Origin of the sequence: Edwardsiella sp. EA181011 (assembly GCF_000800725.1) — a bacterium.
Taxonomy (GTDB): domain Bacteria; phylum Pseudomonadota; class Gammaproteobacteria; order Enterobacterales; family Enterobacteriaceae; genus Edwardsiella; species Edwardsiella anguillarum.
This window is the reverse complement of sequence record NZ_CP011364.1, coordinates 941,738-965,515: the sequence shown is the minus strand read 5'-3', so window position 1 is coordinate 965,515 and position 23,778 is coordinate 941,738. Positions and strand designations below refer to the sequence as shown.

33 protein-coding genes are annotated in these 23,778 nt (G+C 56.5%); 4 read left to right on the top strand and 29 right to left on the bottom strand.

The genetic code is table 11. The features are described 5' to 3' along the window. The 22 genes from rplX to fkpA all read right to left on the bottom strand — a co-directional run bounded on the left by rplX (position 1) and on the right by fkpA (position 13,500). Positions 1–315: a 50S ribosomal protein L24 gene (gene rplX / locus QY76_RS04370; protein WP_005290378.1), complete on the bottom strand. Its 315-nt coding sequence runs from the start codon at positions 313–315 to the stop codon at positions 1–3. 11 nt (positions 316–326) lie between these two features. Next, on the bottom strand, positions 327–698 hold the full coding sequence (rplN, locus tag QY76_RS04365; RefSeq protein ID WP_005290380.1) for a 50S ribosomal protein L14: 372 nt from the start codon (positions 696–698) through the stop codon (positions 327–329). A gap of 166 nt (positions 699–864) precedes the next feature. Beyond that, the gene (rpsQ, locus tag QY76_RS04360; RefSeq protein ID WP_012850026.1) at positions 865–1,119 is read right to left on the bottom strand and encodes a 30S ribosomal protein S17; all 255 of its coding nucleotides are present in this window, start codon (positions 1,117–1,119) and stop codon (positions 865–867) included. Beyond that, positions 1,119–1,310, bottom strand: coding sequence for a 50S ribosomal protein L29 (gene rpmC, locus QY76_RS04355; RefSeq protein WP_005290385.1), 192 nt, complete (start codon positions 1,308–1,310; stop codon positions 1,119–1,121). The genes rpsQ and rpmC overlap by 1 nt, the downstream gene beginning before the upstream one ends. After that, a complete protein-coding gene (rplP, locus tag QY76_RS04350; protein WP_005290387.1) occupies positions 1,310–1,720 on the bottom strand; it encodes a 50S ribosomal protein L16 in 411 nt (136 codons plus the stop codon). The genes rpmC and rplP overlap by 1 nt, the downstream gene beginning before the upstream one ends. Positions 1,721–1,732: 12 nt before the next feature. Further along, positions 1,733–2,434 carry a 30S ribosomal protein S3 gene (rpsC, locus tag QY76_RS04345; protein WP_005290389.1) on the bottom strand — a complete coding sequence of 234 codons (702 nt, stop codon included), beginning with the start codon at positions 2,432–2,434 and terminating at the stop codon, positions 1,733–1,735. Positions 2,435–2,451: 17 nt separating this feature from the next. Continuing rightward, entirely contained in the window at positions 2,452–2,784 is a 333-nt protein-coding gene (gene rplV / locus QY76_RS04340; protein ID WP_012850028.1) for a 50S ribosomal protein L22, read from the bottom strand. A 14-nt stretch (positions 2,785–2,798) separates the two neighbouring features. Beyond that, positions 2,799–3,077, bottom strand: coding sequence for a 30S ribosomal protein S19 (gene rpsS, locus QY76_RS04335; protein ID WP_005290393.1), 279 nt, complete (start codon positions 3,075–3,077; stop codon positions 2,799–2,801). A 14-nt stretch (positions 3,078–3,091) separates the two neighbouring features. Further along, positions 3,092–3,916: a 50S ribosomal protein L2 gene (gene rplB, locus QY76_RS04330; RefSeq protein ID WP_012850029.1), complete on the bottom strand. Its 825-nt coding sequence runs from the start codon at positions 3,914–3,916 to the stop codon at positions 3,092–3,094. Between the two features lie 19 nt (positions 3,917–3,935). Then, entirely contained in the window at positions 3,936–4,238 is a 303-nt protein-coding gene (gene rplW / locus QY76_RS04325) for a 50S ribosomal protein L23 (protein ID WP_005290397.1), read from the bottom strand. Next, a complete protein-coding gene (gene rplD, locus QY76_RS04320; RefSeq protein ID WP_012850030.1) occupies positions 4,235–4,840 on the bottom strand; it encodes a 50S ribosomal protein L4 in 606 nt (201 codons plus the stop codon). The genes rplW and rplD overlap by 4 nt, the downstream gene beginning before the upstream one ends. A 10-nt stretch (positions 4,841–4,850) precedes the next feature. After that, a complete protein-coding gene (rplC, locus tag QY76_RS04315) occupies positions 4,851–5,480 on the bottom strand; it encodes a 50S ribosomal protein L3 (protein WP_015872767.1) in 630 nt (209 codons plus the stop codon). Positions 5,481–5,512: 32 nt separating this feature from the next. Next, positions 5,513–5,824, bottom strand: coding sequence for a 30S ribosomal protein S10 (rpsJ, locus tag QY76_RS04310; RefSeq protein ID WP_001181005.1), 312 nt, complete (start codon positions 5,822–5,824; stop codon positions 5,513–5,515). A gap of 290 nt (positions 5,825–6,114) precedes the next feature. Next, positions 6,115–7,299 (bottom strand): elongation factor Tu, encoded by a 1,185-nt coding sequence (gene tuf / locus QY76_RS04305; RefSeq protein ID WP_038631315.1) that lies wholly within the window; start codon positions 7,297–7,299, stop codon positions 6,115–6,117. 68 nt (positions 7,300–7,367) lie between these two features. Next, positions 7,368–9,476, bottom strand: coding sequence for an elongation factor G (fusA, locus tag QY76_RS04300; protein ID WP_034163833.1), 2,109 nt, complete (start codon positions 9,474–9,476; stop codon positions 7,368–7,370). A 95-nt stretch (positions 9,477–9,571) separates the two neighbouring features. After that, complete coding sequence (rpsG, locus tag QY76_RS04295; protein ID WP_012850033.1) at positions 9,572–10,042, bottom strand: 30S ribosomal protein S7; 471 nt, start codon at positions 10,040–10,042, stop codon at positions 9,572–9,574. Between the two features lie 96 nt (positions 10,043–10,138). After that, positions 10,139–10,513 (bottom strand): 30S ribosomal protein S12, encoded by a 375-nt coding sequence (rpsL, locus tag QY76_RS04290; RefSeq protein ID WP_012850034.1) that lies wholly within the window; start codon positions 10,511–10,513, stop codon positions 10,139–10,141. Positions 10,514–10,687: 174 nt separating this feature from the next. Then, complete coding sequence (gene tusB, locus QY76_RS04285) at positions 10,688–10,978, bottom strand: sulfurtransferase complex subunit TusB (protein WP_034163835.1); 291 nt, start codon at positions 10,976–10,978, stop codon at positions 10,688–10,690. A gap of 16 nt (positions 10,979–10,994) precedes the next feature. Then, positions 10,995–11,354, bottom strand: a complete 360-nt coding sequence (gene tusC, locus QY76_RS04280) for a sulfurtransferase complex subunit TusC (protein ID WP_034163836.1) — start codon at positions 11,352–11,354, stop codon at positions 10,995–10,997. A gap of 8 nt (positions 11,355–11,362) precedes the next feature. Beyond that, positions 11,363–11,752, bottom strand: a complete 390-nt coding sequence (gene tusD / locus QY76_RS04275; RefSeq protein ID WP_034163837.1) for a sulfurtransferase complex subunit TusD — start codon at positions 11,750–11,752, stop codon at positions 11,363–11,365. Positions 11,753–11,755: 3 nt separating this feature from the next. After that, positions 11,756–12,472 (bottom strand): transcriptional regulator, encoded by a 717-nt coding sequence (locus tag QY76_RS04270; RefSeq protein WP_012850038.1) that lies wholly within the window; start codon positions 12,470–12,472, stop codon positions 11,756–11,758. Between the two features lie 209 nt (positions 12,473–12,681). Further along, positions 12,682–13,500: an FKBP-type peptidyl-prolyl cis-trans isomerase gene (gene fkpA, locus QY76_RS04265; RefSeq protein ID WP_034163838.1), complete on the bottom strand. Its 819-nt coding sequence runs from the start codon at positions 13,498–13,500 to the stop codon at positions 12,682–12,684. 276 nt (positions 13,501–13,776) lie between these two features. Between fkpA and QY76_RS04260 the strand changes: the two genes are divergently transcribed. After that, positions 13,777–14,010 (top strand): SlyX family protein, encoded by a 234-nt coding sequence (locus QY76_RS04260; RefSeq protein WP_034163839.1) that lies wholly within the window; start codon positions 13,777–13,779, stop codon positions 14,008–14,010. Positions 14,011–14,080: 70 nt separating this feature from the next. Here QY76_RS04260 and slyD read toward each other — a convergent pair whose 3' ends face one another. The 4 genes from slyD to kefG all read right to left on the bottom strand — a co-directional run bounded on the left by slyD (position 14,081) and on the right by kefG (position 17,401). Then, positions 14,081–14,737 (bottom strand): peptidylprolyl isomerase, encoded by a 657-nt coding sequence (gene slyD / locus QY76_RS04255; protein WP_034163841.1) that lies wholly within the window; start codon positions 14,735–14,737, stop codon positions 14,081–14,083. 108 nt (positions 14,738–14,845) lie between these two features. Then, the gene (locus QY76_RS04250) at positions 14,846–15,028 is read right to left on the bottom strand and encodes a YheV family putative zinc ribbon protein (protein WP_034163842.1); all 183 of its coding nucleotides are present in this window, start codon (positions 15,026–15,028) and stop codon (positions 14,846–14,848) included. Further along, entirely contained in the window at positions 15,025–16,851 is a 1,827-nt protein-coding gene (gene kefB, locus QY76_RS04245; protein WP_034163844.1) for a glutathione-regulated potassium-efflux system protein KefB, read from the bottom strand. The genes QY76_RS04250 and kefB overlap by 4 nt, the downstream gene beginning before the upstream one ends. After that, the gene (gene kefG / locus QY76_RS04240; RefSeq protein WP_034163846.1) at positions 16,841–17,401 is read right to left on the bottom strand and encodes a glutathione-regulated potassium-efflux system ancillary protein KefG; all 561 of its coding nucleotides are present in this window, start codon (positions 17,399–17,401) and stop codon (positions 16,841–16,843) included. Before kefG ends, kefB begins: the two co-directional genes overlap by 11 nt. A 159-nt stretch (positions 17,402–17,560) precedes the next feature. Between kefG and QY76_RS04235 the strand changes: the two genes are divergently transcribed. Then, on the top strand, positions 17,561–19,489 hold the full coding sequence (locus tag QY76_RS04235) for an ABC transporter ATP-binding protein (protein WP_045426147.1): 1,929 nt from the start codon (positions 17,561–17,563) through the stop codon (positions 19,487–19,489). Between the two features lie 7 nt (positions 19,490–19,496). Here QY76_RS04235 and QY76_RS04230 read toward each other — a convergent pair whose 3' ends face one another. Together QY76_RS04230 and QY76_RS18600 are read right to left on the bottom strand one after the other, a co-directional pair. After that, complete coding sequence (locus tag QY76_RS04230) at positions 19,497–20,711, bottom strand: aspartate aminotransferase family protein (protein ID WP_034163849.1); 1,215 nt, start codon at positions 20,709–20,711, stop codon at positions 19,497–19,499. Continuing rightward, positions 20,674–20,904, bottom strand: coding sequence for a hypothetical protein (locus QY76_RS18600; RefSeq protein WP_144242804.1), 231 nt, complete (start codon positions 20,902–20,904; stop codon positions 20,674–20,676). The genes QY76_RS04230 and QY76_RS18600 overlap by 38 nt, the downstream gene beginning before the upstream one ends. Positions 20,905–20,907: 3 nt before the next feature. Here QY76_RS18600 and QY76_RS04225 point away from each other — a divergent pair, with 3 nt between their 5' ends. Continuing rightward, complete coding sequence (locus tag QY76_RS04225; protein ID WP_034163850.1) at positions 20,908–21,483, top strand: aminodeoxychorismate synthase component II; 576 nt, start codon at positions 20,908–20,910, stop codon at positions 21,481–21,483. Positions 21,484–21,538: 55 nt separating this feature from the next. Here the strand turns inward: QY76_RS04225 and ppiA are convergent, their stop codons facing one another. Continuing rightward, the gene (gene ppiA, locus QY76_RS04220) at positions 21,539–22,105 is read right to left on the bottom strand and encodes a peptidylprolyl isomerase A (RefSeq protein ID WP_034163851.1); all 567 of its coding nucleotides are present in this window, start codon (positions 22,103–22,105) and stop codon (positions 21,539–21,541) included. 459 nt (positions 22,106–22,564) lie between these two features. On the opposite strand from ppiA, the gene tsgA reads away from it, so the two are divergent. Next, complete coding sequence (gene tsgA, locus QY76_RS04215) at positions 22,565–23,749, top strand: MFS transporter TsgA (protein ID WP_034163852.1); 1,185 nt, start codon at positions 22,565–22,567, stop codon at positions 23,747–23,749. Positions 23,750–23,778 lie beyond the last annotated feature (29 nt).

Below are 23,778 nucleotides of genomic sequence, written 5' to 3'. Positions count from 1 at the left end.
TTACTTGATAGTTTCGCCATTGGACTTGAAGAAACGGACTTTTTTGCCGTCTTCAAACCGAAAGCCTACACGGTCCGCTTTACCGGTCGCCGCATTGAAGATTGCAACGTTGGAAACCTGAATAGCGGCTTCTTTTTCAACGATGCCACCCGGTTGGTTCAGGGCCGGAACCGGCTTCTGATGTTTCTTAACCAGGTTGATGCCTTCAACGACAACTTTACCAGAAGACAGGACGTTTTTTACTTTACCGCGCTTACCTTTGTCTTTGCCGGTCAGCACGATTACTTCGTCATCACGACGGATTTTCGCTGCCATGGATTCGCTCCTTAGAGTACTTCTGGTGCCAGAGAGATGATTTTCATGAACTTTTCAGAACGCAGTTCACGTGTCACCGGCCCAAAAATACGCGTACCGATCGGCTGCTCACTGTTGTTGTTCAACAGTACACAAGCATTGCCGTCAAAGCGAACGACAGATCCGTCAGGGCGACGTACACCCTTCTTGGTGCGCACCACTACCGCCTTCAGCACATCACCTTTTTTGACCTTACCACGCGGAATTGCTTCCTTGATGGTGATCTTGATGATATCGCCGATGCCTGCGTAGCGACGGTGCGAGCCACCCAGAACCTTGATACACATTACGCGACGCGCGCCGGAGTTATCGGCGACGTTCAGCATAGTCTGTTCTTGGATCATTTCAGTGCTCCGCTAATGTCAACTACTACTTCGAGACCCAGTGTGGGCCGTTAAAAATCCCCATAATTGAGGGCGCAGCATTATAACACTGCTTCCAGAATATGGGTAGAAAAAATAAACGGCTCAAAATCTGAGCCGTTTATCATTGCTGAGAGAGTGTACTGTATTACAGTACCGCTTTCTCTACAACGCGAACCAGCGTCCAGGATTTGGTCTTGGACAGCGGGCGGCATTCGCGGATTTCAACCACGTCACCGATACCGCATTCGTTGTTCTCGTCATGTACGTGCAGTTTGGTCGTACGTTTGATGAATTTACCGTAGATCGGGTGCTTCACCATGCGCTCGATAGCAACAACCATGGATTTCTCCATTTTGTTGCTAACTACGCGACCTTGCAGAGTACGGATTTTATCGGTCATTACGCACCCGCCTTCTCGTTCAGTAAAGTCTTAACACGTGCGATATTACGACGCACTTGCTTCAACAGGTGAGACTGTTGCAGCTGGCCGCCCGCCGCCTGCATGCGCAGATTAAACTCTTCGCGCAGCAGATTCAGCAGCTCGGTGTTCAGCTCTTCAACACTCTTCTCACGCAGCTCGTTTGCTTTCATTACATCACCGTCTTAGTTACAAAGGTGGTTTTGATAGGCAGTTTCGCTGCTGCCAGTTTGAAGGCCTCACGGGCCAGCTCTTCAGGCACACCGTCCATTTCGTACAGGACTTTACCCGGCTGAATCAGGGCTACCCAGTACTCAACGTTACCTTTACCTTTACCCATACGAACGGCCAGCGGTTTTTCCGTGATCGGCTTGTCCGGGAACACGCGGATCCAGATTTTACCCTGACGCTTAACAGCACGGGTCATAGCACGACGTGCTGCTTCGATTTGGCGGGCAGTCAAACGGCCACGGCCAACAGCTTTCAGACCGAAAGTGCCGAAGCTAACATCCGTACCCTGCGCCAGACCGCGGTTACGGCCTTTATGCACTTTACGGAATTTTGTACGCTTAGGTTGTAACATCAGCGACTCTCCTTACTTGCGGCCTTTACGCTGCTGCTTCTTAGGCTGAGCAGCCGGTTTTTCCGGTTGTTCAACAGCAGCCATACCACCCAGGATCTCACCTTTGAAGATCCATACCTTAACGCCGATTACACCATAGGTGGTGTGCGCTTCAGAGGTGTTGTAGTCGATGTCCGCACGCAGCGTGTGCAGCGGAACACGACCTTCACGGTACCATTCGGTACGCGCGATCTCAGCACCGCCCAGGCGGCCGCTGACTTCAACTTTGATACCTTTAGCGCCCAGACGCATAGCGTTCTGTACAGCACGCTTCATAGCACGACGGAACATAACGCGACGTTCCAGCTGTGAAGTGATGCTGTCAGCCACCAGTTTGGCGTCCAGTTCCGGTTTACGCACTTCGGCGATGTTGATCTGTGCCGGTACGCCTGCAATCTCTGCAACGCCCTTGCGCAGTTTTTCTACGTCTTCGCCTTTCTTACCGATAACGATACCCGGGCGAGCGGTGTGAATGGTCACACGGATGCTCTTCGCCGGACGCTCGATAACGATGCGAGAAACGGACGCTTTTTCCAGCTCTTTGTTCAGGAACTGACGAACTTTAAAGTCGCTGTCCAGGTTGTCAGCGAATTCTTTAGTATTCGCATACCAGGTAGAGTTCCAAGGCTTCACAATACCCAGGCGAATACCATTAGGATGTACTTTCTGACCCATTGCTAGTCTCCAGAGTCTCAGCGATCGGACACAACCACAGTAATGTGGCTGGTGCGCTTCAGGATACGATCAGCGCGACCTTTTGCACGCGGCATGATGCGCTTCATGGTCGGGCCTTCGTCGACGAAGATCTTGGATACTTTCAGATCATCGATGTCAGCGCCATCGTTGTGTTCTGCGTTAGCAATGGCAGATTCCAGAACCTTTTTGACCAGTACAGCCGCTTTCTTGTTGGTGTAGGTCAGAACTTCCAGAGCCTGTGACACTTTCTTACCGCGGATCAGGTCAGCCACCAGGCGAACCTTCTGAGCAGAAGAGCGAGCATGGCAATGCTTAGCAATAGTTTCCATCTCTTCCTCCTACCTTATTTCTTTTTGGCTTTTTTATCAGCCGCATGGCCGCGATAAGTACGAGTCGGCGCGAATTCACCCAGTTTGTGGCCGACCATTTCATCGACGACAAATACCGGAACGTGCTGACGACCATTATGGACAGCGATGGTCAAACCGATCATGTTTGGAAAGACCGTTGAACGACGGGACCAAGTCTTAAGTGGCTTTTTGTCTCCGCTTTCCACCGCTTTCTCTACCTTCTTCAGCAAGTGCAGGTCAATAAAAGGACCTTTCTTGAGAGAACGTGGCATGGTTTATCCTCTAATTATTTTTTACTACGGCGACGTACGATGAATTTATCAGTACGCTTATTGCTGCGGGTCTTCTTACCTTTGGTCTGAACGCCCCACGGGGTTACCGGGTGCTTACCAAAGTTACGACCTTCACCACCACCGTGCGGGTGGTCTACCGGGTTCATCGCAGTACCGCGAACGGTCGGACGAACACCACGCCAGCGTGCAGCACCTGCTTTACCCAGAACGCGCAGCATATGCTCAGCGTTACCGACTTCGCCCAGCGTGGCGCGGCAGTCAGCCGGGATTTTACGCATTTCGCCAGAGCGCAGACGCAGGGTGACATAGGCACCATCGCGTGCAACGATCTGAACGTAAGCACCAGCGGAACGCGCCAGCTGGCCGCCTTTGCCCGGCTTCATTTCTACGTTATGAACGGTAGAACCAACCGGGATATTGCGCATCGGCAGGGTGTTACCCGCTTTGATCGCAGCGTCGACGCCAGACTGAATCTGATCGCCAGCTTTCAGGCCTTTCGCCGCCAGGATGTAACGGCGTTCGCCGTCTTTGTACAGAACCAGCGCGATGTTCGCGGAACGGTTCGGATCGTACTCCAGACGCTCGACAACAGCCGGGATACCGTCTTTATTGCGTTTGAAGTCAATCAGACGATACTGCTGCTTGTGACCACCACCGATGTGACGGGTGGTGATGCGGCCGTTGTTGTTACGACCACCGGTCTTGCTGTTTTTCTCCAGCAGCGGGGCGAACGGTTTGCCCTTGTGCAGCTCAGGGTTAACCACTTTAACAACGTGGCGACGACCCGGAGATGTCGGTTTACATTTAACAATTGCCATTGTTCGCTACTCCTCCGACTTACTCTGCGCCGCCGATGAAGTCCAGATTCTGGCCTTCTTTCAGGGTGACGTAAGCTTTTTTCCAGTCGCTACGACGACCGATACGCTGACCGTGACGCTTCACTTTCCCTTTAACAACCAGGGTGCGAACGGTGTCAACTTCAACTTCGAACAGTTTCTTAACTGCGGCTTTGATTTCTGCTTTGGTTGCATCTGTAGCAACTTTGAGAACGATGGTGTTGTTCTTTTCCATCGCCATAGACGCTTTTTCAGAAACGTGCGGCGCGCGCAGTACTTTCAGCAGACGTTCTTCACGGATCATGCCAGCATCTCCTCAACTTGCTTAACAGCATCAGCAGTCATAACCACTTTGTCGAAGGCGATCAGGCTAACCGGGTCGATGCCTGCTACGTCGCGTACGTCAACCTTGAACAGGTTGCGAGCGGCCAGGAACAGGTTCTCGTCGACTTCGCTGGTTACAATCAGCACATCGTCCAGCGCCATGTCTTTCAGTTTCTGTGCCAGCAGCTTGGTTTTCGGCGCTTCAACAGAGAACTTCTCGACGACGATCAGACGATCTTGACGTACCAGTTCGGACAGGATGCTTTTCAGCGCGCCGCGGTACATCTTTTTGTTAACTTTTTGACTGTGGTCCTGCGGACGAGCAGCGAAGGTCACGCCACCAGAGCGCCAGATCGGGCTCTTGATAGAGCCAGAACGCGCACGGCCGGTGCCTTTCTGGCGCCACGGTTTTTTACCGGAGCCAGTAACTTCAGCACGGGTCTTCTGAGCACGAGTACCCTGACGGGCACCGGCTGCATAAGCCACAACAACCTGGTGAACCAGCGCTTCGTTGAAATCACGACCGAAGGTAGTTTCGGAAACAGTCAGCGCGCTTTGCGCGTCTTTCAATACTAATTCCATTGCTATCTCCTCACGCCTTCACAGCTGGTTTAACGATCAGGTCGCCACCGGTAGCACCCGGGACTGCACCTTTAACCAGCAGCAGGTTGCGCTCAGCGTCAACACGTACTACGTCCAGGCTCTGAACGGTTACACGCTCGTTACCCAGCTGACCTGCCATTTTCTTACCCTTGAACACTTTGCCCGGAGTCTGGTTCTGACCGATAGAACCCGGTACGCGGTGAGACAGGGAGTTACCGTGAGTAGCGTCCTGGGTACGGAAGTTCCAGCGCTTAACGGTGCCGGCGAAACCTTTACCTTTGGAGATACCGGTAACGTCTACTTTTTTAACGTCAGCGAAGATTTCTACGGAGATGTTCTGACCGATGGTGAACTCTTCACCTTCAGACAGACGGAATTCACGCAGAACGCGGCCGGCTTCAACGCCAGCTTTCGCGAAGTGACCCGCTTCCGGTTTGGTTACACGGTTAGCTTTTTTGCTACCAGTGGTAACCTGGATGGCGCGGTAGCCGTCGTTGTCCAGATCTTTGACCTGAGTAACGCGGTTTGCTTCGATTTCGATAACGGTTACAGGGATAGAAACGCCATCTTCAGTGAAGATGCGGGTCATACCCACTTTTTTCCCGACTAAACCAATCATTGTTTCAACCTCTCAATCGCTCAATGTCCTGATTAACCCAGGCTGATCTGCACGTCTACACCGGCAGCCAGATCCAGACGCATCAGAGCATCAACGGTTTTCTCGGTTGGCTCAACGATGTCAACCAGACGCTTGTGAGTGCGGATTTCGTACTGATCGCGCGCGTCTTTGTTAACGTGCGGAGAGATCAGAACGGTAAAGCGCTCTTTGCGGGTCGGCAGCGGGATCGGACCACGAACCTGCGCACCAGTGCGCTTGGCAGTCTCGACGATTTCCGCGGTTGATTGATCGATCAGACGATGATCAAATGCTTTCAGGCGGATACGGATTCTTTGGTTCTGCATGAGACCAGAGCTCCAATTATTTTATAAACGTAGAAAATTACTCCTCGCACCCATTTCGATTGACGGGGGAGTGTAATCGTTCATTTCATAACCCCCATATCGGGAGTATTGTTTGGCGGAACGCGCCGCCGCTGATCGAAATCAGGCTGCCAATATTAGGCAGCCCGCGCATTATACTTAGATCTGGCCAGGAAGCAAGGCCGGATGCAAAATAACCAGCGACAGGCGACAAAACGCCGTGAAAAAGGGCGCCGTAGCGCCCTCTTTCTGGTGTTATTGCTGGCTATCGATTACTCGATAACTTTAGCAACAACGCCCGCACCAACGGTACGGCCACCTTCGCGGATTGCGAAGCGCAGACCATCGTCCATGGCGATCGGGTGGATCAGGGTAACAACCATCTTGATGTTGTCGCCCGGCATTACCATCTCTACGCCTTCCGGCAGTTCGATGGTGCCCGTTACGTCAGTAGTACGGAAGTAGAACTGCGGACGGTAGCCTTTGAAGAACGGAGTATGACGGCCGCCTTCATCCTTGCTCAGGATATACACTTCGGATTCGAACTTGGTGTGCGGAGTGATGGAGCCCGGCTTAGCCAGTACCTGACCACGTTCGATCTCGTCACGCTTGGTACCACGCAGCAGAACGCCAACGTTCTCACCGGCACGACCTTCGTCCAGCAGTTTGCGGAACATTTCCACGCCGGTACAGGTGGTTTTGGTAGTCGGCTTGATACCAACGATTTCAACTTCGTCACCCACCTTGATGATACCGCGCTCTACACGACCGGTAACAACGGTACCACGGCCAGAGATAGAGAATACGTCTTCGATCGGCAGCAGGAACGGCTTGTCGATGTCACGCTCAGGTTCCGGGATGTAGGAGTCCAGCGTCTCGGCCAGTTCGATGATCTTGGCTTCCCACTCGGCTTCGCCTTCCAGCGCTTTCAGCGCAGAACCGCGGATTACCGGGGTATCGTCGCCCGGGAAGTCGTACTGAGACAGCAGCTCACGCACTTCCATCTCAACCAGTTCCAGCAGCTCTTCGTCATCAACCATGTCGCACTTGTTCAGGAACACGATGATGTACGGAACGCCTACCTGGCGACCCAGCAGGATGTGCTCACGGGTCTGCGGCATCGGGCCGTCAGTCGCAGCAACAACCAGGATTGCGCCGTCCATCTGAGCCGCACCGGTGATCATGTTTTTAACATAGTCGGCGTGCCCCGGGCAGTCTACGTGAGCGTAGTGACGGGTCGGGGTATCGTATTCAACGTGAGAGGTGTTGATGGTGATACCACGTGCTTTTTCTTCCGGCGCGTTATCGATCTGATCGAATGCGCGAGCGCTACCGCCGTAGGTTTTAGCCAGAACGGTGGTGATAGCAGCGGTCAGGGTAGTTTTACCGTGGTCAACGTGGCCGATAGTACCGACGTTAACGTGCGGTTTAGAACGTTCAAATTTTTCTTTAGACACGGTTATATTCCTTATCTTGCGCCCTCACCGAAGGAGAGGGCGCGGGATCAATATGTTAAAGCAGAGGCTTATTTGCCACGTGCTTCAATAACGGCCTGAGCGACGTTAGTCGGTGCTTCAGCATACTTCAGGAACTCCATGGAGTATGAAGCACGGCCCTGGGTCTGAGAACGCAGGTCAGTAGCATAACCAAACATTTCAGACAACGGAACCTGCGCACGAACAGTCTTGCCAGTCGCAGTATCTTCCATACCTTCGATCATGCCGCGACGACGGTTCAAGTCACCGATAACGTCACCCATGTAATCTTCCGGAGTTTCTACTTCAACCTTCATGATCGGCTCGAGCAGAACCGGCTTAGCGCGTTTGAAGGCTTCTTTAAACGCGAGAGAAGCAGCCAGTTTGAACGCCAGTTCAGAGGAGTCAACGTCATGGTAAGAACCGAAGTGCAGACGTACGCCCAGATCTACTACCGGATAACCGGCCATCGGACCCGACTTCAGCTGCTCTTGGATACCCTTGTCAACTGCCGGGATGTATTCACCCGGAATCACGCCGCCCTTGATGTCGTTGGTGAAGGTGTAGCCTTCGCCACCCGGCTCCAGCGGGAACATGTCGATAACGACATGACCGTACTGACCGCGACCACCGGACTGTTTGGCGTGTTTACCTTCCACATCCTTGACGGTGTCACGGATGGTTTCACGGTAAGCAACCTGCGGTTTACCGACGTTGGCTTCAACGTTGAACTCGCGCTTCATACGGTCAACGATGATTTCCAGGTGCAGTTCACCCATACCGGCGATGATGGTCTGGTTAGATTCTTCATCAGTCCATACGCGGAAAGACGGGTCTTCCTTGGCCAGACGGCCCAGTGCTAGGCCCATTTTCTCCTGGTCAGCCTTGGTTTTCGGCTCAACGGCGATGGAGATTACCGGCTCAGGGAATTCCATACGCTCCAGGATGATCGGTGCGTTCTGGTCGCACAGGGTATCACCGGTGGTGACGTCCTTCAGACCGATTGCTGCAGCGATGTCGCCCGCGCGAACTTCTTTGATTTCTTCACGCTTGTTGGCATGCATCTGAACGATACGGCCGAAACGCTCACGCGCAGACTTCACAGAGTTCAGTACGGTATCACCGGAGTTAACCACACCGGAGTACACGCGGAAGAAGGTCAGGTTACCCACAAACGGGTCGGTAGCGATTTTGAACGCCAGCGCCGCGAACGGCTCGTTGTCGTCAGAGTGACGCTCAGCCGGGGTATCTTTACCGTCGTCCAAAATACCTTTGATCGCCGGAACGTCAGTCGGTGCCGGCAGGTATTCGATGACCGCATCCAGCATTGCCTGCACGCCCTTGTTCTTGAACGCGGAGCCGCAGGTAACCAGGATGATTTCGTTGTTCAGTACGCGCTGACGCAGAGCTTTTTTGATCTCTTCTTCAGACAGCGCTTCACCACCCAGGTATTTGTCCATCAGCTCTTCAGAAGCTTCAGCGGCGGACTCAACCAGGAACTGGTGCCATTCGTTAGCCAGCTCAGCCATATCAGCCGGGATCTCTTCATAGGTGAAGGTCACGCCCTGATCGGCTTCATTCCAGTTGATGGCTTTCATTTTAACCAGGTCAACGACACCGGTGAATCCGTCTTCAGCACCGATAGCCAGCTGCAGCGGAACCGGGTTCGCGCCCAGACGGGTTTTGATCTGGTTAACAACTTTCAGGAAGTTCGCACCCATGCGGTCCATTTTATTGACGAACGCGATGCGCGGAACCTGATATTTGTTTGCCTGACGCCATACGGTTTCAGACTGCGGCTGAACACCACCAACGGCGCAGTAAACCATTACCGCACCATCCAGTACACGCATGGAACGTTCTACTTCGATGGTGAAGTCAACGTGCCCCGGGGTGTCGATGATGTTGACACGGTGCGGTTCAAACTGTTTGGCCATACCGGACCAGAAAGCGGTGGTCGCAGCGGAGGTAATGGTAATACCACGCTCCTGCTCCTGCTCCATCCAGTCCATGGTGGCAGCGCCATCATGAACTTCACCGATCTTGTGGTTTACACCGGTGTAGAACAGGATACGTTCGGTAGTAGTGGTTTTACCGGCGTCGATGTGTGCGCTGATACCGATGTTACGGTAACGCGAAATGGGTGTTGTACGAGCCATTTGATTCCTCTATATCCTAGGACGTTCAAGTTAAGTTACCCAAAGCGGGCTGCTTAAGCCTAAGCGCCCGCTTGGTGACTAACATACCGATGATATTACCAGCGGTAGTGAGCGAACGCCTTGTTGGCTTCTGCCATACGGTGAACGTCTTCACGTTTCTTAACTGCAGTACCTTTGTTTTCTGCAGCGTCAGAAAGTTCGTTCGCCAGACGCAGAGCCATGGATTTATCACCGCGTTTACGAGCAGCTTCTACGATCCAACGCATTGCCAGGGCATTACGACGGACCGGACGAACTTCAACCGGAACCTGGTAGGTGGAGCCACCAACGCGACGAGATTTAACTTCGACGGTCGGGCGCACGTTTTCGAGAGCGGTCTCGAAAGCTTCCAGTTCAGTTTTGCCAGAGCGCTGAGCCAGGGTCTCCAGCGCGCTGTATACGATTGATTCTGCAGTAGATTTTTTACCATCTACCATCAGGATATTAACAAATTTAGCCAGCAGTTCTGATCCGAACTTCGGATCCGGCAGGATTTTACGCTGACCAATTACGCGACGACGTGGCATGGAAATACTCCGTTGTGAATTCAGGATTGTCCAAAACTCTACGAGTTTATTTTGACATTAAAGTTAAAACGTTTGGCCTTACTTAACGGAGAACCATTAAGCCTTAGGACGCTTAACGCCGTACTTAGAGCGGGATTGCTTACGGTCTTTAACACCGGAGCAGTCCAGAGCACCGCGCACGGTGTGATAACGCACACCCGGCAGGTCTTTAACACGACCACCACGGATCAGGATCACGGAGTGCTCCTGCAGGTTGTGACCTTCACCACCGATGTAGGAAGTCACTTCGAAACCGTTGGTCAGACGAACACGGCATACTTTACGCAGTGCGGAGTTCGGTTTTTTCGGAGTGGTGGTATATACACGGGTACATACGCCACGTTTCTGCGGGCAGGCTTCCAGCGCTGGAACGTTGCTTTTCTCAACTTTCTTAGCGCGTGGCTTGCGAACCAGCTGGTTGATAGTTGCCATTAAAAGCTCCTGGTTTTTGCTTTTCGTAAACACGTAATAAATCGCCCCATACTGCACACTGGATAGACCAAGGGCAAAATATGGGGACGCAGAATTTTATGGCTGAGTCGGAAGGGTGTCAAGAAATATACAAGATATTCGGCGCGATACTGTCAACAAACACGGTCTGTACCGTCACCAGGCCATCTGACGCGGATGCGCCTCGCTCAGCGCGACAAATTCGCTATAGCCGATCAGCTGACACGCGGGTGCGACATACGCCGTCAGCCCCCGCGCGAGCACATCCTCCCGCAGCACATGCAGCGCCACCGGCAGAGCGCTCAGCGCCGTCAACCCTGCGCTGCCCGTCAGCGCGCACAGAACGCCGTCCTGCAGCAGAACCAGCGCATCGCCGGGGCGCACCAGCGCCGCCAGCGCCGTGAAATCGACGCCCCCCTGCGGTGAGCGGGTCAAGGTATGTAACATCGCGGAGTCCCCAGCGTTAAAAGGTCAAAATGACATCGCACTCATCCAGACGCGCGCGCAGCGTATCGGCCGCCAGCGCCTCGGCGGGGATAACCCAGCCGGCGTCACTGCTTAGCCCCCGCGCGGCCAACGACGCGGCGCACAGGTAGATCTGCTCGATATCATACAGCGCCATCACGCCAAACGTGGCGACGTAATCGCGCGCCAGAATAGCCGACGGCTGCTGATCGGGCAGCAGCTGGAAGACCGCATCGCCGATAAAGAACACGGCAATATCCTCGCAGAATGCGGAGGCCGCCAGCAGCGCATCCAGTCCCTCTCGCCCGGCGCTCGTCGTATGGGGGGGCTGGGTAAAAACAAAGGCAAGCCGTCTCATCTCTCCCCCTAGAACTGCATGGTGCGATCGCACACCAGCATCGCTTCCGCCAGCGCACCCAGGCCGCTCAGCGTAAAACCGGGCTGCAGATTACCCGACGTCAGCCCTCGCTGTTCGGCCGCCGCTGTCGATACAACGCCGCGGCGCAGCGCGGCGGCGACGCAGACATTCAGCGTCACGCCGTGCTGCTGCGAGAGCTGTTGCCAGGCCCGCACCAGATCAAACTCATCCGCCGCCGGCTGCGTCAGCTGATTGGCGTTGAGCACCCCTTCGCGATAGAAGAAAACGCTGTGCAGCGTATGCCCCGCCGCCAGCAGCGCGAGGGCAAACTGATAGGCGCTGCTGGCAGCCTGCGTACCGTAGGCCGGCCCATTCACGACCAGTGAGTAGCTCAGCATGGCTCAGTTACCCTGCACGTCGCCGTTCTTAAACTGGCGAATGTAGAGATAGACCGTATGCTTGGAAATATTCAGGCGATCGGCCACCTGGTTGATCGCATCCTTGATATCAAAGATCCCCTTCTCATGCAGCGTAAACACGATCTGGCGATTCTTGGCATTGTTGGATACCGTCCGGTCGGCGTTCACCTCTTCGATGGTGTACTCCAGCGTCTGGGCCACCAGCTCATCCACCGATGAGGCAAAGTTCACCGCCGAAGAGACCTCCTGGGTCGCTTTGGGGATAAAGGTCTCCATGATCTGGGAAAACGGCACATCCAGATTCATGTTAATACACAGCAAGCCGATCACCCTCTGCTCTCGGTTGCGGATGGCGATGGTCACCGACTTCATCAGATCGCCGCTTTTGGCGCGGGTAAAATAGGCGCGCGAGACGCTGCTGTCCTCCCCGGCCATATCGTGCAGCATGCGCAGGGCCAGATCGGTTATCGGAGAGCCAATTTTACGCCCGGTGTGTTCACCGTTGGCGATCCGCACCGCCGAACACTTCAGATCCTCCAGCGAGTGCAGAACGATCTCACAGTGCGGGCCGATCAGCATCGCCAAGCCATCCACCACGGCCTCGTAGGATTTAAGGATCGCCTGATCGAGCGGGGTGAAAGGGCGTTCATCCAACAGATCCAGCTCACTGATATCAGCCGTAACAAGCGTATTTGACATTAACCACTCCCATCGTCGAACCAGACTCACCCATCCCTGACTGGTCCGGAAAAAATAGCGTAATTTTTAAAAAATTTTAGCAAAGACGCTCTATTTAAATCCTTGATGGCGCCAAGGTAAATGTCTTTTTACCCGCCGGCGATGCAGACACGCAACAAAAACCCCCTGAGAGCGGTGCCCTCAGGGGGTTTGTCTAATCAGCGCGCGATTTATTTAGCAGAGGTCGCAGCAGCTGCTTCGTCTTTCGCGCCCGGCGCAGCATCCGCCTTCGCCGCCGGCTTCACGTCCAGCAGCTCAACCTCAAAGACCAGCGTAGAGTTAGCCGGGATCCCCGGAACGCCGGTTTTACCGTAGGCCAGATCCGGCGGGATAACCAGCTTGATCTTGCCGCCTTTCTTGATGTGTTTCAGACCTTCGGTCCAACCCGGGATCACCCCGTCCAGACGGAAGGAGAGCGGCTCACCGCGGCTGTAGGAGTTATCGAACTCGGTACCATTGATCAGCGAACCCTTATAGTTCACCACCACGGTATCGCTATCCGTCGGCACTGGCCCGGTCCCCTCTTTCTGGACCAGATACATCAGGCCGCTAGCGGTGGTTTTCACCCCTTTTTCTTTGGCAAACGCCGCGCGGAACTTCTGCCCCGCCTCCGCGTTCTCTTTGGCTTCCTGCTCCATCTTCGCCTGGGCCGCGCTCTTCACACGGCTCTCGAAAGACTGCAGCGTCTGCTCGATCTGCTGATCGCTGAGCTTGCTCTTACCGGCAAACGCATCCTGTACCCCGGCGATCAGCTGATCTTTATCTAGCTTGATACCCAGCTTCTCTTGCTCTTTCAGTGAGTTGTCCATATAACGACCCAGAGAGGCACCCAGTGCGTAAGCGGCCTGCTGATCGTCATTCTTGAACTGGCTATTGGCGGCAGCCGGAGCAGCGGTATCCGCCTTGGCTGCGTCCGCTGCAAACGCCGAGGCATTCAGCGCCAGAGCCATGGTCGTGGCTAGCGCGGTAACTTTAAAAAAAGATTTCATCCATTTCTCCAAAATTAAGGCACTTGCCTTAAATCACGATGAGCAACAGTACTGGGCTACTATAGCTGGCGCCCTTACCAGAAAACAATCAATAAGCCAGCATACAGTGTAAATTCAGACCTATGTTACGTAAAAAAGTTTCTCGCGACGCGCTGATAGCGGTAGACGACTACGCAAATCCATACAATTCGCGCTACCATAGCCCGCTCATCGCCCCATCCTGGCGTAATCAAAAAAGAGCAAGAATGTAATAATCGGAAAATAGAGGAATTTTTTATGGAATCATCGTCCAACGGACTGACTGAGCTGGAGCGCCGTCTGGAGCAGATGGAGAGCCGGATCGCTTTTCAGGAGATCACCATTGAGGATCTTAACCAGACGGTGATCGCACTGCAGCTGGAGCTCGGGAAATACCGCGAGCAAATGCGCCTGCTGCTCGACAAGTTCAGGGCCGTGCAGCCCTCAATGATGGCGCACCCGTCAGAAGAGACGCCGCCGCCCCACTACTGAGGCGGCGCGGCGCAGACAATAAAAAAGCGGTCATTTGACCGCTTTTTTTACAGGGGCAAGCACAAAAGCATCAGTGGCAGCCGCAGCCGCCGTGGCCTTTACCTTTGCCCTGGCCGCCGCAGCAGGTATCGCCTTCTGCGTGCTCGTGATCGTGGTCATGACCGCCGCAGCATTCGCCTTCGCCGTGGCTATGACCGTGACCGCCGCAGCACTCACCCTCGCCGTGACCGTGGCCGCCGCAGCAGCCTTCACCATGATCGTGCGCGCCATGCACATGACCGTGCTCCAGCTCTTCAGCGGTCGCTTCACGAATGGCGACAACTTCGACGTTGAAGTTCAGGTTCTGACCCGCCAACATGTGGTTACCGTCAACCACGACATAGTCATCGCCCACCTCGGTGATTTCAACCGGTACCGGGCCCTGATCGGTTTCCGCCAGGAAACGCATGCCAACCTGCAGCTCGTCAACCCCCATGAAGACATCCTTCGGTACACGCTGTACCAGGTTGTCATCATACTGGCCGTAGGCATCATTAGCCGGAACATGCACGTCGAAACGATCGCCGACGACGTGACCTTCCAGCGCTTTTTCCAGACCGGCAATCAGAGAGCCATGGCCGTGCAGGTAGTCCAGCGGTGCTGACACCGGAGACTCATCAACCAATACCCCGTCTTCCGTACGCACCTGATAGGCCAGACTGACCACCAGGTCTTTAGCTACTTTCATGATATCTCCTAGCGTTTGAAACTAAATCCGAGCGGATTGTAGCGGAATTTCGCGCCACTGTACGGTTCAGGATAAAAAAAGCTGCGCCGCCGCACCCGCTTTGCCCCTTCAGGGTTTAAAACGGCCAATGATCCGGCCAGACGCCCCCACCGGTGCCGATGGCGTCATTCGATGGCCGCAGCGCACACACTGCGCCTGTACCGGCTCATCCTCATTGGCCTGCCACAGCGCCAGGCTATCTATGGCGTGACAGGCGGGGCAGCGCGCCCCGGCAATAAATCGCTTCTTCACGCTTCATCCTCCGGCCACTCATCATCCCAGCCATTCATTTGATGCTGCTCATGCAGCATCTCGCGCTGAAAGATCTCCTCCAGCTCACGCCGCGCCTCGCGAATGCGGGAGATTTGCGCGATCTCCCCCTGCCGATGCGGCATCAGTTCGCGCAGCATACGCATATCCAAACGGCGGAAATGCTGCTGGGCCCGGTAGGCCTGATGCGGGTGCATTCCGGTTTCAATCAGGCTCTTACGCCCCAGCTCCAGCGCGCTGGAAAAGGTCTCCCGGCTAAACTGCGTCACGCCGGCCTGCAGCAGCTCGTGGGCCTCGACCCGCCCGCGGGCGCGCGCCAGAATGCGCAGCCGTGGAAAGTGCTGTTGACACAAGCGAACCACCGCCATGGTCTCCTCCGGCTCGTTGCAGGTGATGACGATAGCCTCTGCCCGCGCCGCGCCCGCCGCATGCAGCAGATCCAGGTGGGTGGCGTCGCCGTAATACACCTTGTAACCGTAGCGGCGCATCATGCTGACCACGCTGACGTCGCGCTCCAGTACGGTGACCCGCGTTTGATTGGCCATCAGCAGCCGACCGATAACCTGGCCGAAACGGCCAAAACCGACCAGGATCACCTGTGGCTCATCATCGGCGACATAGGGTTTTTCCGCACTCTCCTCCGCCGGGTTCAACCGCTGGGCCAGCAGGCGATCGAGCGCCTGCATCAGCAGCGGGGTAGTCACCATCGACAGCGTCACCACCACCAGCAGCAGCGCGCTCTGTTGGGCGCTCAGCAGGTGCTGGGCGGCGGCGGCGGAAAACAGCACAAAGGCGAACTCGCCCCCCTGGCTGAGCACCGCCGCAAACTGCAGCCGCACCGCGCTGCGTATCCGCGACAATCGCGCCAGCAGATACAGCACGGCACTTTTGACCACCACCAGCGCGACGACCGCGGCCAGGATCTGCGCCCAGTAGGCATACAGCACGCCCAGGTTGAGCGCCATACCGACCGAAATAAAAAATAGCCCCAGCAGCAGTCCCTTAAAGGGCTCAATGGCGATCTCAAGCTCGTGCTGAAACTCGCTCTCCGCCAACAGCACCCCGGCGATAAAGGTCCCCAGCGCCATTGAAAAGCCCAGCATATCCATCAGGAGCGCGGAGCCGAGCACCACCAACAGTGCCGCAGCGGTAAAAATTTCACGCACACCGGTGGCGGCGATATAGTGAAACAGCGGGCGCAGCAGTAGCCGTCCGCCGATCCAGATACCGGCCAGTGCGCCGAGCTTCAGCGCAATGTGTCCCCAGCTGATGGCGTGATCGGCCCCCCCGGCCAAGATCGGCATCAGAGCCAGCGCCGGCACGACGGCGATATCCTGGAACAGCAGCACGGCAAACCCGAGACGGCCGCCCTGATTGCGGTTCATCCCCTTTTCGCGCATCAGCTGCAGCGCCATGGCCGTCGACGACATGGCCAGACCAATCCCGCCGATGACCGCCGCCTGCCAGGCAAACCCGCTGGCGACCAACAGCCCGCCGAGCAGCAGCGCGCTCAGCAGCAACTGGGCGGCACCGGCGCCGAAGATCAGCCGCCGCAGACGCCACAGCTTGCCCGGGTTCAACTCCAGCCCGATGATAAACAGCAGGAAGACCACGCCCATCTCCGAAAAGTGCAGGATCTCCTCCACATCCCGGATCAAACCGATACCCCAGGGACCGATGGCGATCCCGGCGATCAGAAAGCCGAGCACGGCACCGATGCCCAAACGGCGGGCGATGGGCACCGCCAGCACCGCGGCAAACAAAAACAGCACCACCGCCGGTAGCAGGGAGGGCTCAGCATTCATCATCATCTCCGGCGGGCAGCGGCGCCGCTAACCATGTGGCATAGTCATGCGCCTGGGCGTGCAGCATCTCCAGCTTCTGGCGCCGCGCCCAATAGATCGTCAGCGGCGCCAGCCAGCGCATATGGCAGCGCAGCGCCGTCAGCTCAAACGGACGCAACACCTCGCCCATGGTGTAATGGTTATAGCCACCCAACTGATAGGCCCCCTCAGGCTCGCCGGTAGTGACCACCGAGCGCCAATACTTATCGCGCAGGGCATACCCCCCCACGCCGCTGGCGAAACCGCGCGCTAACACGCGATCCAGCCACTCTTTAAGCAGGGCCGGACAACTGTAATTATACAGGGGGTGTTGAAACACGATGACCTGATGATTGCGCAGCAGATGCTGCTCATGATGAATATCGATAAAAAAATCTGGATAGTGGGCGTACAGGTCATGCACCGTCACGTTACTCAGGCGCCGGGCGGCCTGCAGCAACAGCTGATTGGCCACGGATGACGGTGACTCGGGATGAGCATAAATCAGTAACACCTTCGGCGGGTGCGCCATGCTTCCTTCTCCTCGTGCGTCCGAACGTCGTCATTGCCGGACTTTTCAGCTACCATGCGACCCTGAATGACGGAATAACGCCGCACATCGCCATTAGCCCGCCGCGTTATTTACGTCGCCACAACGCCAATTTAACACACACTCAATAGACGACGCTTTATGATTGTTTTCTCATCGCTCCAAATTCGTCGCGGCACCCGGGTGCTGCTGGACAATGCCTCGGCAACGATCAACCCCGGCCAAAAGGTGGGCCTGGTCGGCAAAAATGGCTGTGGGAAATCAACGCTGCTGGCGCTGTTGAAAAATGAGCTGAGCGCCGACGGCGGTAATCTGACCCTGCCCGGCAACTGGGCCATGGCCTGGGTTAACCAGGAGACGCCGGCGCTGGAAACGCCGGCGCTGGAGTATGTGCTCGACGGCGATCGCGAGTTCCGCCAGCTGGAGCAGCAGCTCGATGATGCCAACCAGCGTAACGATGGCAACACGATCGCGCTGATCCACGGCAAGCTGGACGCCATTGCCGCCTGGACCATTCGCGCCCGAGCCTCCAGTCTGCTGCACGGCCTCGGCTTCAGCCAGGAACAGCTCATGCAGCCGGTGAAATCCTTCTCCGGCGGCTGGCGCATGCGCCTGAACCTGGCACAGGCGCTGCTGTGCCGCTCCGATCTGCTGCTGCTCGACGAACCGACCAACCACCTGGATCTGGACGCGGTGATCTGGCTGGAGCGCTGGCTGAAAAGCTATCCGGGCACACTGATCCTGATTTCACACGACCGTGACTTCCTCGATCCTATCGTGGACAAAATTGTACATATCGAACAGCAGCAGCTGTTTGAATACAGCGGAAACTACTCCTCTTTCGAACTGCAGCGCGCCGGGAAACTGGCGCAGCAGCAGGCGATGTATCAGAGCCAGCAGCAGCGTATCGCCCATCTGCAAAGCTATATCGACCGCTTCAAGGCCAAGGCCAGTAAGGCCAAGCAGGCGCAGAGCCGGGTAAAAATGCTGGAACGTATGGAACGCATCGCGCCGGCCCACGTCGATAACCCGTTCCACTTCAGCTTCCGCGCGCCGGAAAGCCTACCAACGCCGCTGCTGCGTATGGAGCACGTCAGCGCCGGCTACGGCGAGCGCACCGTACTCGCCTCGATTAAGCTCAACCTGGTACCCGGTTCGCGCATCGGTCTGCTGGGACGTAACGGCGCCGGTAAATCCACCCTGATCAAGCTGCTGGCCGGCGAGCTAGCGCCGCAGCAGGGGGAGGTCGGGCTGGCCAAGGGCGTTCGTCTGGGATACTTCGCCCAGCATCAGCTAGAGTATCTTCGCGCCGACGAATCGCCACTGCAGCACTTAGCCCGCCTGGCGCCGCAGGAGAGCGAACAGCAGCTGCGCGACTATTTAGGGGGCTTCGGTTTTAACGGCGATAAAGTCAGCGAGGCGACCGCGCGCTTTTCCGGCGGCGAGAAGGCGCGCCTGGTACTGGCGCTGATCGTCTGGCAGCGTCCGAACCTGCTGCTGCTCGACGAACCGACCAACCATCTGGATCTGGACATGCGCCAGGCGCTAACCGAAGCGCTGATCGATTTCGAGGGCGCGCTGGTGGTAGTCTCGCACGATCGCCATCTGCTGCGATCCACCACCGACGATCTCTATCTGGTGCACGACGGCCAGGTCGAGCCGTTCGCCGGTGATCTGGACGACTACCAGCGCTGGATGATCGATCTGCAGCGCCAGGAAAACCAGGCGCCGGCGGATCAGGATGGCGCGCAAACGACCAACAGCGCCCAGGCCAGAAAGGATCAGAAGCGTCGCGAGGCCGAGTTCCGCAGCCAGACTCAGCCGCTGCGCAAGCAGATCGCCGCGCAGGAAAAGCGTATGGAGACCCTGAGCGCCCAGCTCAATACGCTGGAGGAACGCCTCGCCGACGGCGCGCTGTACGATCCGGCGCATAAAGAGGAGCTGAACGACATTCTGCAGCGCCAAAGTCAGACCAAGCTCGGTCTGGAGGAGGCGGAGCTGTGCTGGCTCGATGCGCAAGAGCAGCTCGAAGCGATGTCTCGCGCCTTCACGGAGAGCGATAACGCCTGAGCGTCGCCTAGGCCGCCAGCGTACCCAGCGCTCGCCCCAGGCGGGCCATTCCCTCGTCGATCTCCGCCGTCTCGATCACCAGAGACGGCGTAAAGCGCAGCGTATCGGCGCCGGCGTTCAGCAGCATCACCCCCTGCTCCGCCGCCGCGTGCAGAATGTCTCGGGCACGTCCACGGTAGGCGGGCGACAAGGCCGCCCCCAGCAGCAGCCCCTGTCCGCGGATGTCGCTAAACGTCCCGTGACGCCGGTTAAGGGCCTGCAAATGGCTAACCATGGCCTGTCGGCGCGTCGCCACCCCGGCGAGGATCTGCGGCTGGCTGATGATATCGAACGCCGCTTCCGCCACCGCACAGGCCAGCGGATTGCCGCCATAGGTCGTGCCGTGGCAGCCCACCGTCATCGCTGAGGCGATCGCTTCGGTGGTCAGCATGGCGCTGATAGGAAAACCGCCGCCCAATGCCTTGGCGCTGGTCAGAATGTCCGGCGTCACGCCGTAGTGCATGTAACTAAACAGCCTACCGCTGCGTCCTATCCCGCTTTGTACCTCATCAAAAATCAGCAGCGCCCGATGGCGATCGCACAGCGTTCGCAGCCCCTGCAGAAACGCGGCGCTGGCCGGCAATACCCCGCCCTCGCCCTGAACGGGCTCGACGATCACCGCACAGGTCTGTTCACCGATAATCGCCTCCACCGCCGCCAGATCGTTGAACGGCAAGTGTACAATATCCGCCAGCTTCGGTCCGAAGCCATCCGAGTACTTGGGCTGGCCTCCCACCGACACGGTAAACAGGGTACGGCCGTGAAACCCCTGCTTGAAGGCGATAATCTGGCTTTTATGAGGACTGATACGCGTCGCGGCGTGGTAGCGGGCCAGCTTTAACGCCGCCTCATTGGCCTCTGCGCCGGAGTTGGCAAAAAATACCCGCTCGGCAAAGGTGGCATCGATCAGCTTCTGCGCCAGGCGCAGCGCGGGCTCATTAGTAAAGACATTGCTGGTATGCCACAGGCGGCTCCCCTGCTCCTGTAACGCGGCCACCAGTGCCGGGTGGCAATGCCCCAGCGCCGTCACCGCAATACCGCCGGCAAAGTCGATATAGTCGCGCCCCTGCTGATCCCACACCCGGCTGCCTTGGCCACGCACTGGCACAAACTCTGCGGGTGCATAAACCGGCAACATCACCTTTTCAAAGTTGCCCCTTTCCACTGTATTTTTCTGCGTCATCCCGCGTCATCTCCGTTTGCATCGGCCAAGTTAAAGTGATTTTATAATCATAAAATATGAATAATAAATCAATTGGCGGCAACCCTATTTTCAGCGTCAACGCCGTGCAAGCCCCTTCGCGTCCGGCCCGGCGGGGCTGAATTTGTCCGGCGTATGCTTTATCATCACCGCTTTCCCGTAACGCCAGTGCCATGCCATGCTGCTGCTTATCGATAACTACGACTCCTTTACCTACAATCTGTACCAGTACTTTTGCCAGCTCGACGCCGAGGTCATGGTCAAACGCAACGATGCGCTGACGCTGGCGCAGATCGATGCCCTGCGTCCATCGCACGTGGTGATCTCTCCCGGACCGGGTACGCCCGATCAGGCCGGTATTTCCCTTGCGGCCATCCGTCATCTGGCGGGGCGCGTTCCGCTATTGGGGGTCTGCCTGGGGCACCAGGCGCTGGGACAGGTTTTCGGCGCGCGGGTGATCCGGGCGCGACAGGTGATGCACGGCAAGACCAGCGCTATCCGCCACCGCAATCGCGGCGTATTCCAGGGGCTGAATAACCCGCTAACGGTCACCCGCTACCACTCGCTGATTCTGGATAAGGAGAGCCTGCCCGACTGCCTGGAGGTGACCGCCTGGAGCGAGCGCGATGGCGCGGTCGATGAGATTATGGGGATCCGTCATACCGGCATGGCCCTGGAGGGGGTTCAGTTCCATCCGGAAAGCATTCTTAGCGAGCAGGGACACGCCCTGCTGCGCAACTTTCTGCGTCAGTAACACAGCGGGCGCCATCCGGCGCCCGCTGTGTGAAACCGTGCAGAGACGCGCGGCCTTACTTCATAACGCTGGCCGAGGTGATCACAATCGGCTTGGCCGGCACATTCTGATAAGGGCCGACGTTTTCGGTACGCGCCTGGGAGATCTTGTCGACGACATCCATCCCCTTAATCACTTTGCCGAAGACAGCATAGCCAAAGTCACGCTGCCCATGGTCGAGAAAGGCGTTGTCCGCCACGTTGATAAAAAACTGGCTGGTCGCGCTATCTTTCTCCGCGGTGCGCGCCATCGCGATAGTACCGCGCAGGTTGCGCAGCCCGTTGTCCGCCTCGTTCTTGATCGGCGGCTGTGTCGCTTTCTGCTGCATATCACCTGTAAAACCGCCGCCCTGGATCATAAAGCCCGGGATCACACGGTGAAAAATAGTGTCGTTGTAATAACCGCTGTTAACGTAGCCAAGAAAGTTATCAACGGTTACCGGCGCCTTCTGGTTATACAGCTCCAGCTCAATATTGCCTACGCTGGTCGTCAGCATGACCCGCGTGTTGGCCGCCAGCGCGGCGGGGGCCATGACGGCCAGCGAGAAGAGGGTGACCAGGGTAATGACGATTCTTTTGAACATGAAAACTTCCTTTCTCTGACGGGCTTTGTCAAAAGCGTAAAAACAACAAAATGGCGTAACGATTCTAAATAGCCCTTAGCATAATCGCCACCCATTTACTCAGATTTACCGAGCCGCCACGCCACGTTTTGCGCCCGGCCTATCCCTACATTAGCGGAATTGACGCACAGGACAAGCGCTCCCAATCCGAATCACCGAGCGCCACCCGCAACAAACGGGCGCGTTGAGGAGACGACGCCCCCCATACGCTGCCGAAGCGGCGACCATCCGGAGACAAATTCGCAAAAGATCTCATTTTTTAAGCAAAAAATTATTGCATTGCAATAAAAAGAAGATTCATATCACAAAACGTCGGCGTGGCTATGTTAGGATGCGCACGCTTGGTGAAATCGACCCTTCTTGTCGGATCTTCCCACAAACACGCTTCTTTTTACCTTATATACTGATACAGGCCTTGCTATGACCGACAGCAATCGCATCCGCCTAACATGGATCAGTTTCTTCTCCTATGCGCTTACCGGCGCATTGGTGATTGTCACCGGGATGGTGATGGGAAATATCGCAGAGTACTTTAATCTGCCGATCTCCAGCATGAGTAATACCTTTACGTTCCTCAACACCGGGATTTTGGTTTCCATTTTCCTTAACGCCTGGCTGATGGAGATCATTCCGCTCAAACGTCAGCTCATTTTTGGCTTTATCCTGATGATCCTTGCCATCGCCGGTCTGATGGTCGGGCACAATCTGGCCATCTTCTCCGCCTGCATGTTCGTGCTGGGCGTGGTCAGCGGGATCACCATGTCGATCGGAACCTTCCTGATCACCCATATCTATACCGGGCGTCAGCGCGGCTCTCGCCTGCTGTTTACCGACTCCTTCTTCAGCATGGCCGGGATGGTGTTCCCCATCATCGCCGCCACCCTGCTGGCACAGCACGTGGCATGGTATTGGGTCTACGCCTGCATCGGCGTTCTGTATCTGGCCATCTTTATCCTGACGCTGTGCTCTGACTTCCCGCAGCTGGGTAAGCAGGCCGTCGGCGACAGCCAGCCGGTCAGCAAGGAAAAGTGGGGGATCGGCGTTCTGTTCCTGTCGATCGCGGCGCTCTGCTACATCCTCGGTCAGCTGGGCTTTATTCAGTGGGTACCGGAGTATGCCGCCAAGCGCTTCGGCATGAGCATTGAAGAGAGCGGCGGGCTGGTCAGTAACTTCTGGACCGCCTATATGGTCGGCATGTGGTTCTTCAGCGTCGCGCTGCGCTTCTTCGATCTGCAGCGCATCGTCACGGTATTGGCCGCCCTTTCCACCTTTATGATGTACATGTTCGTCAGCAGCCAGCAGGGCGCCATGCTGAGCATGTATATTCTGGGCCTGGGCTTTGTCAGCAGCGCTATCTATACCACGCTGATTACGCTGGGATCGCAGCAGACCAAGGTCTCCTCGCCGAAGCTGGTGAACTTTATCCTGACCTGCGGCACCATCGGCACCATGCTGACCTTCGTCGTCACCGGCCCCATCGTCGCTCACAGCGGAGCCCATGCCGCGCTGGCGACGGCCAACGGTCTCTATCTGGTCGTTTTTGTCATGTGCGTCCTGCTGGGGTTTGTCACCAAGCACCGCCTGCATGGTCACGCGGCCAAGTAGACTGCGCCATACCCATAACAACGGGGCCT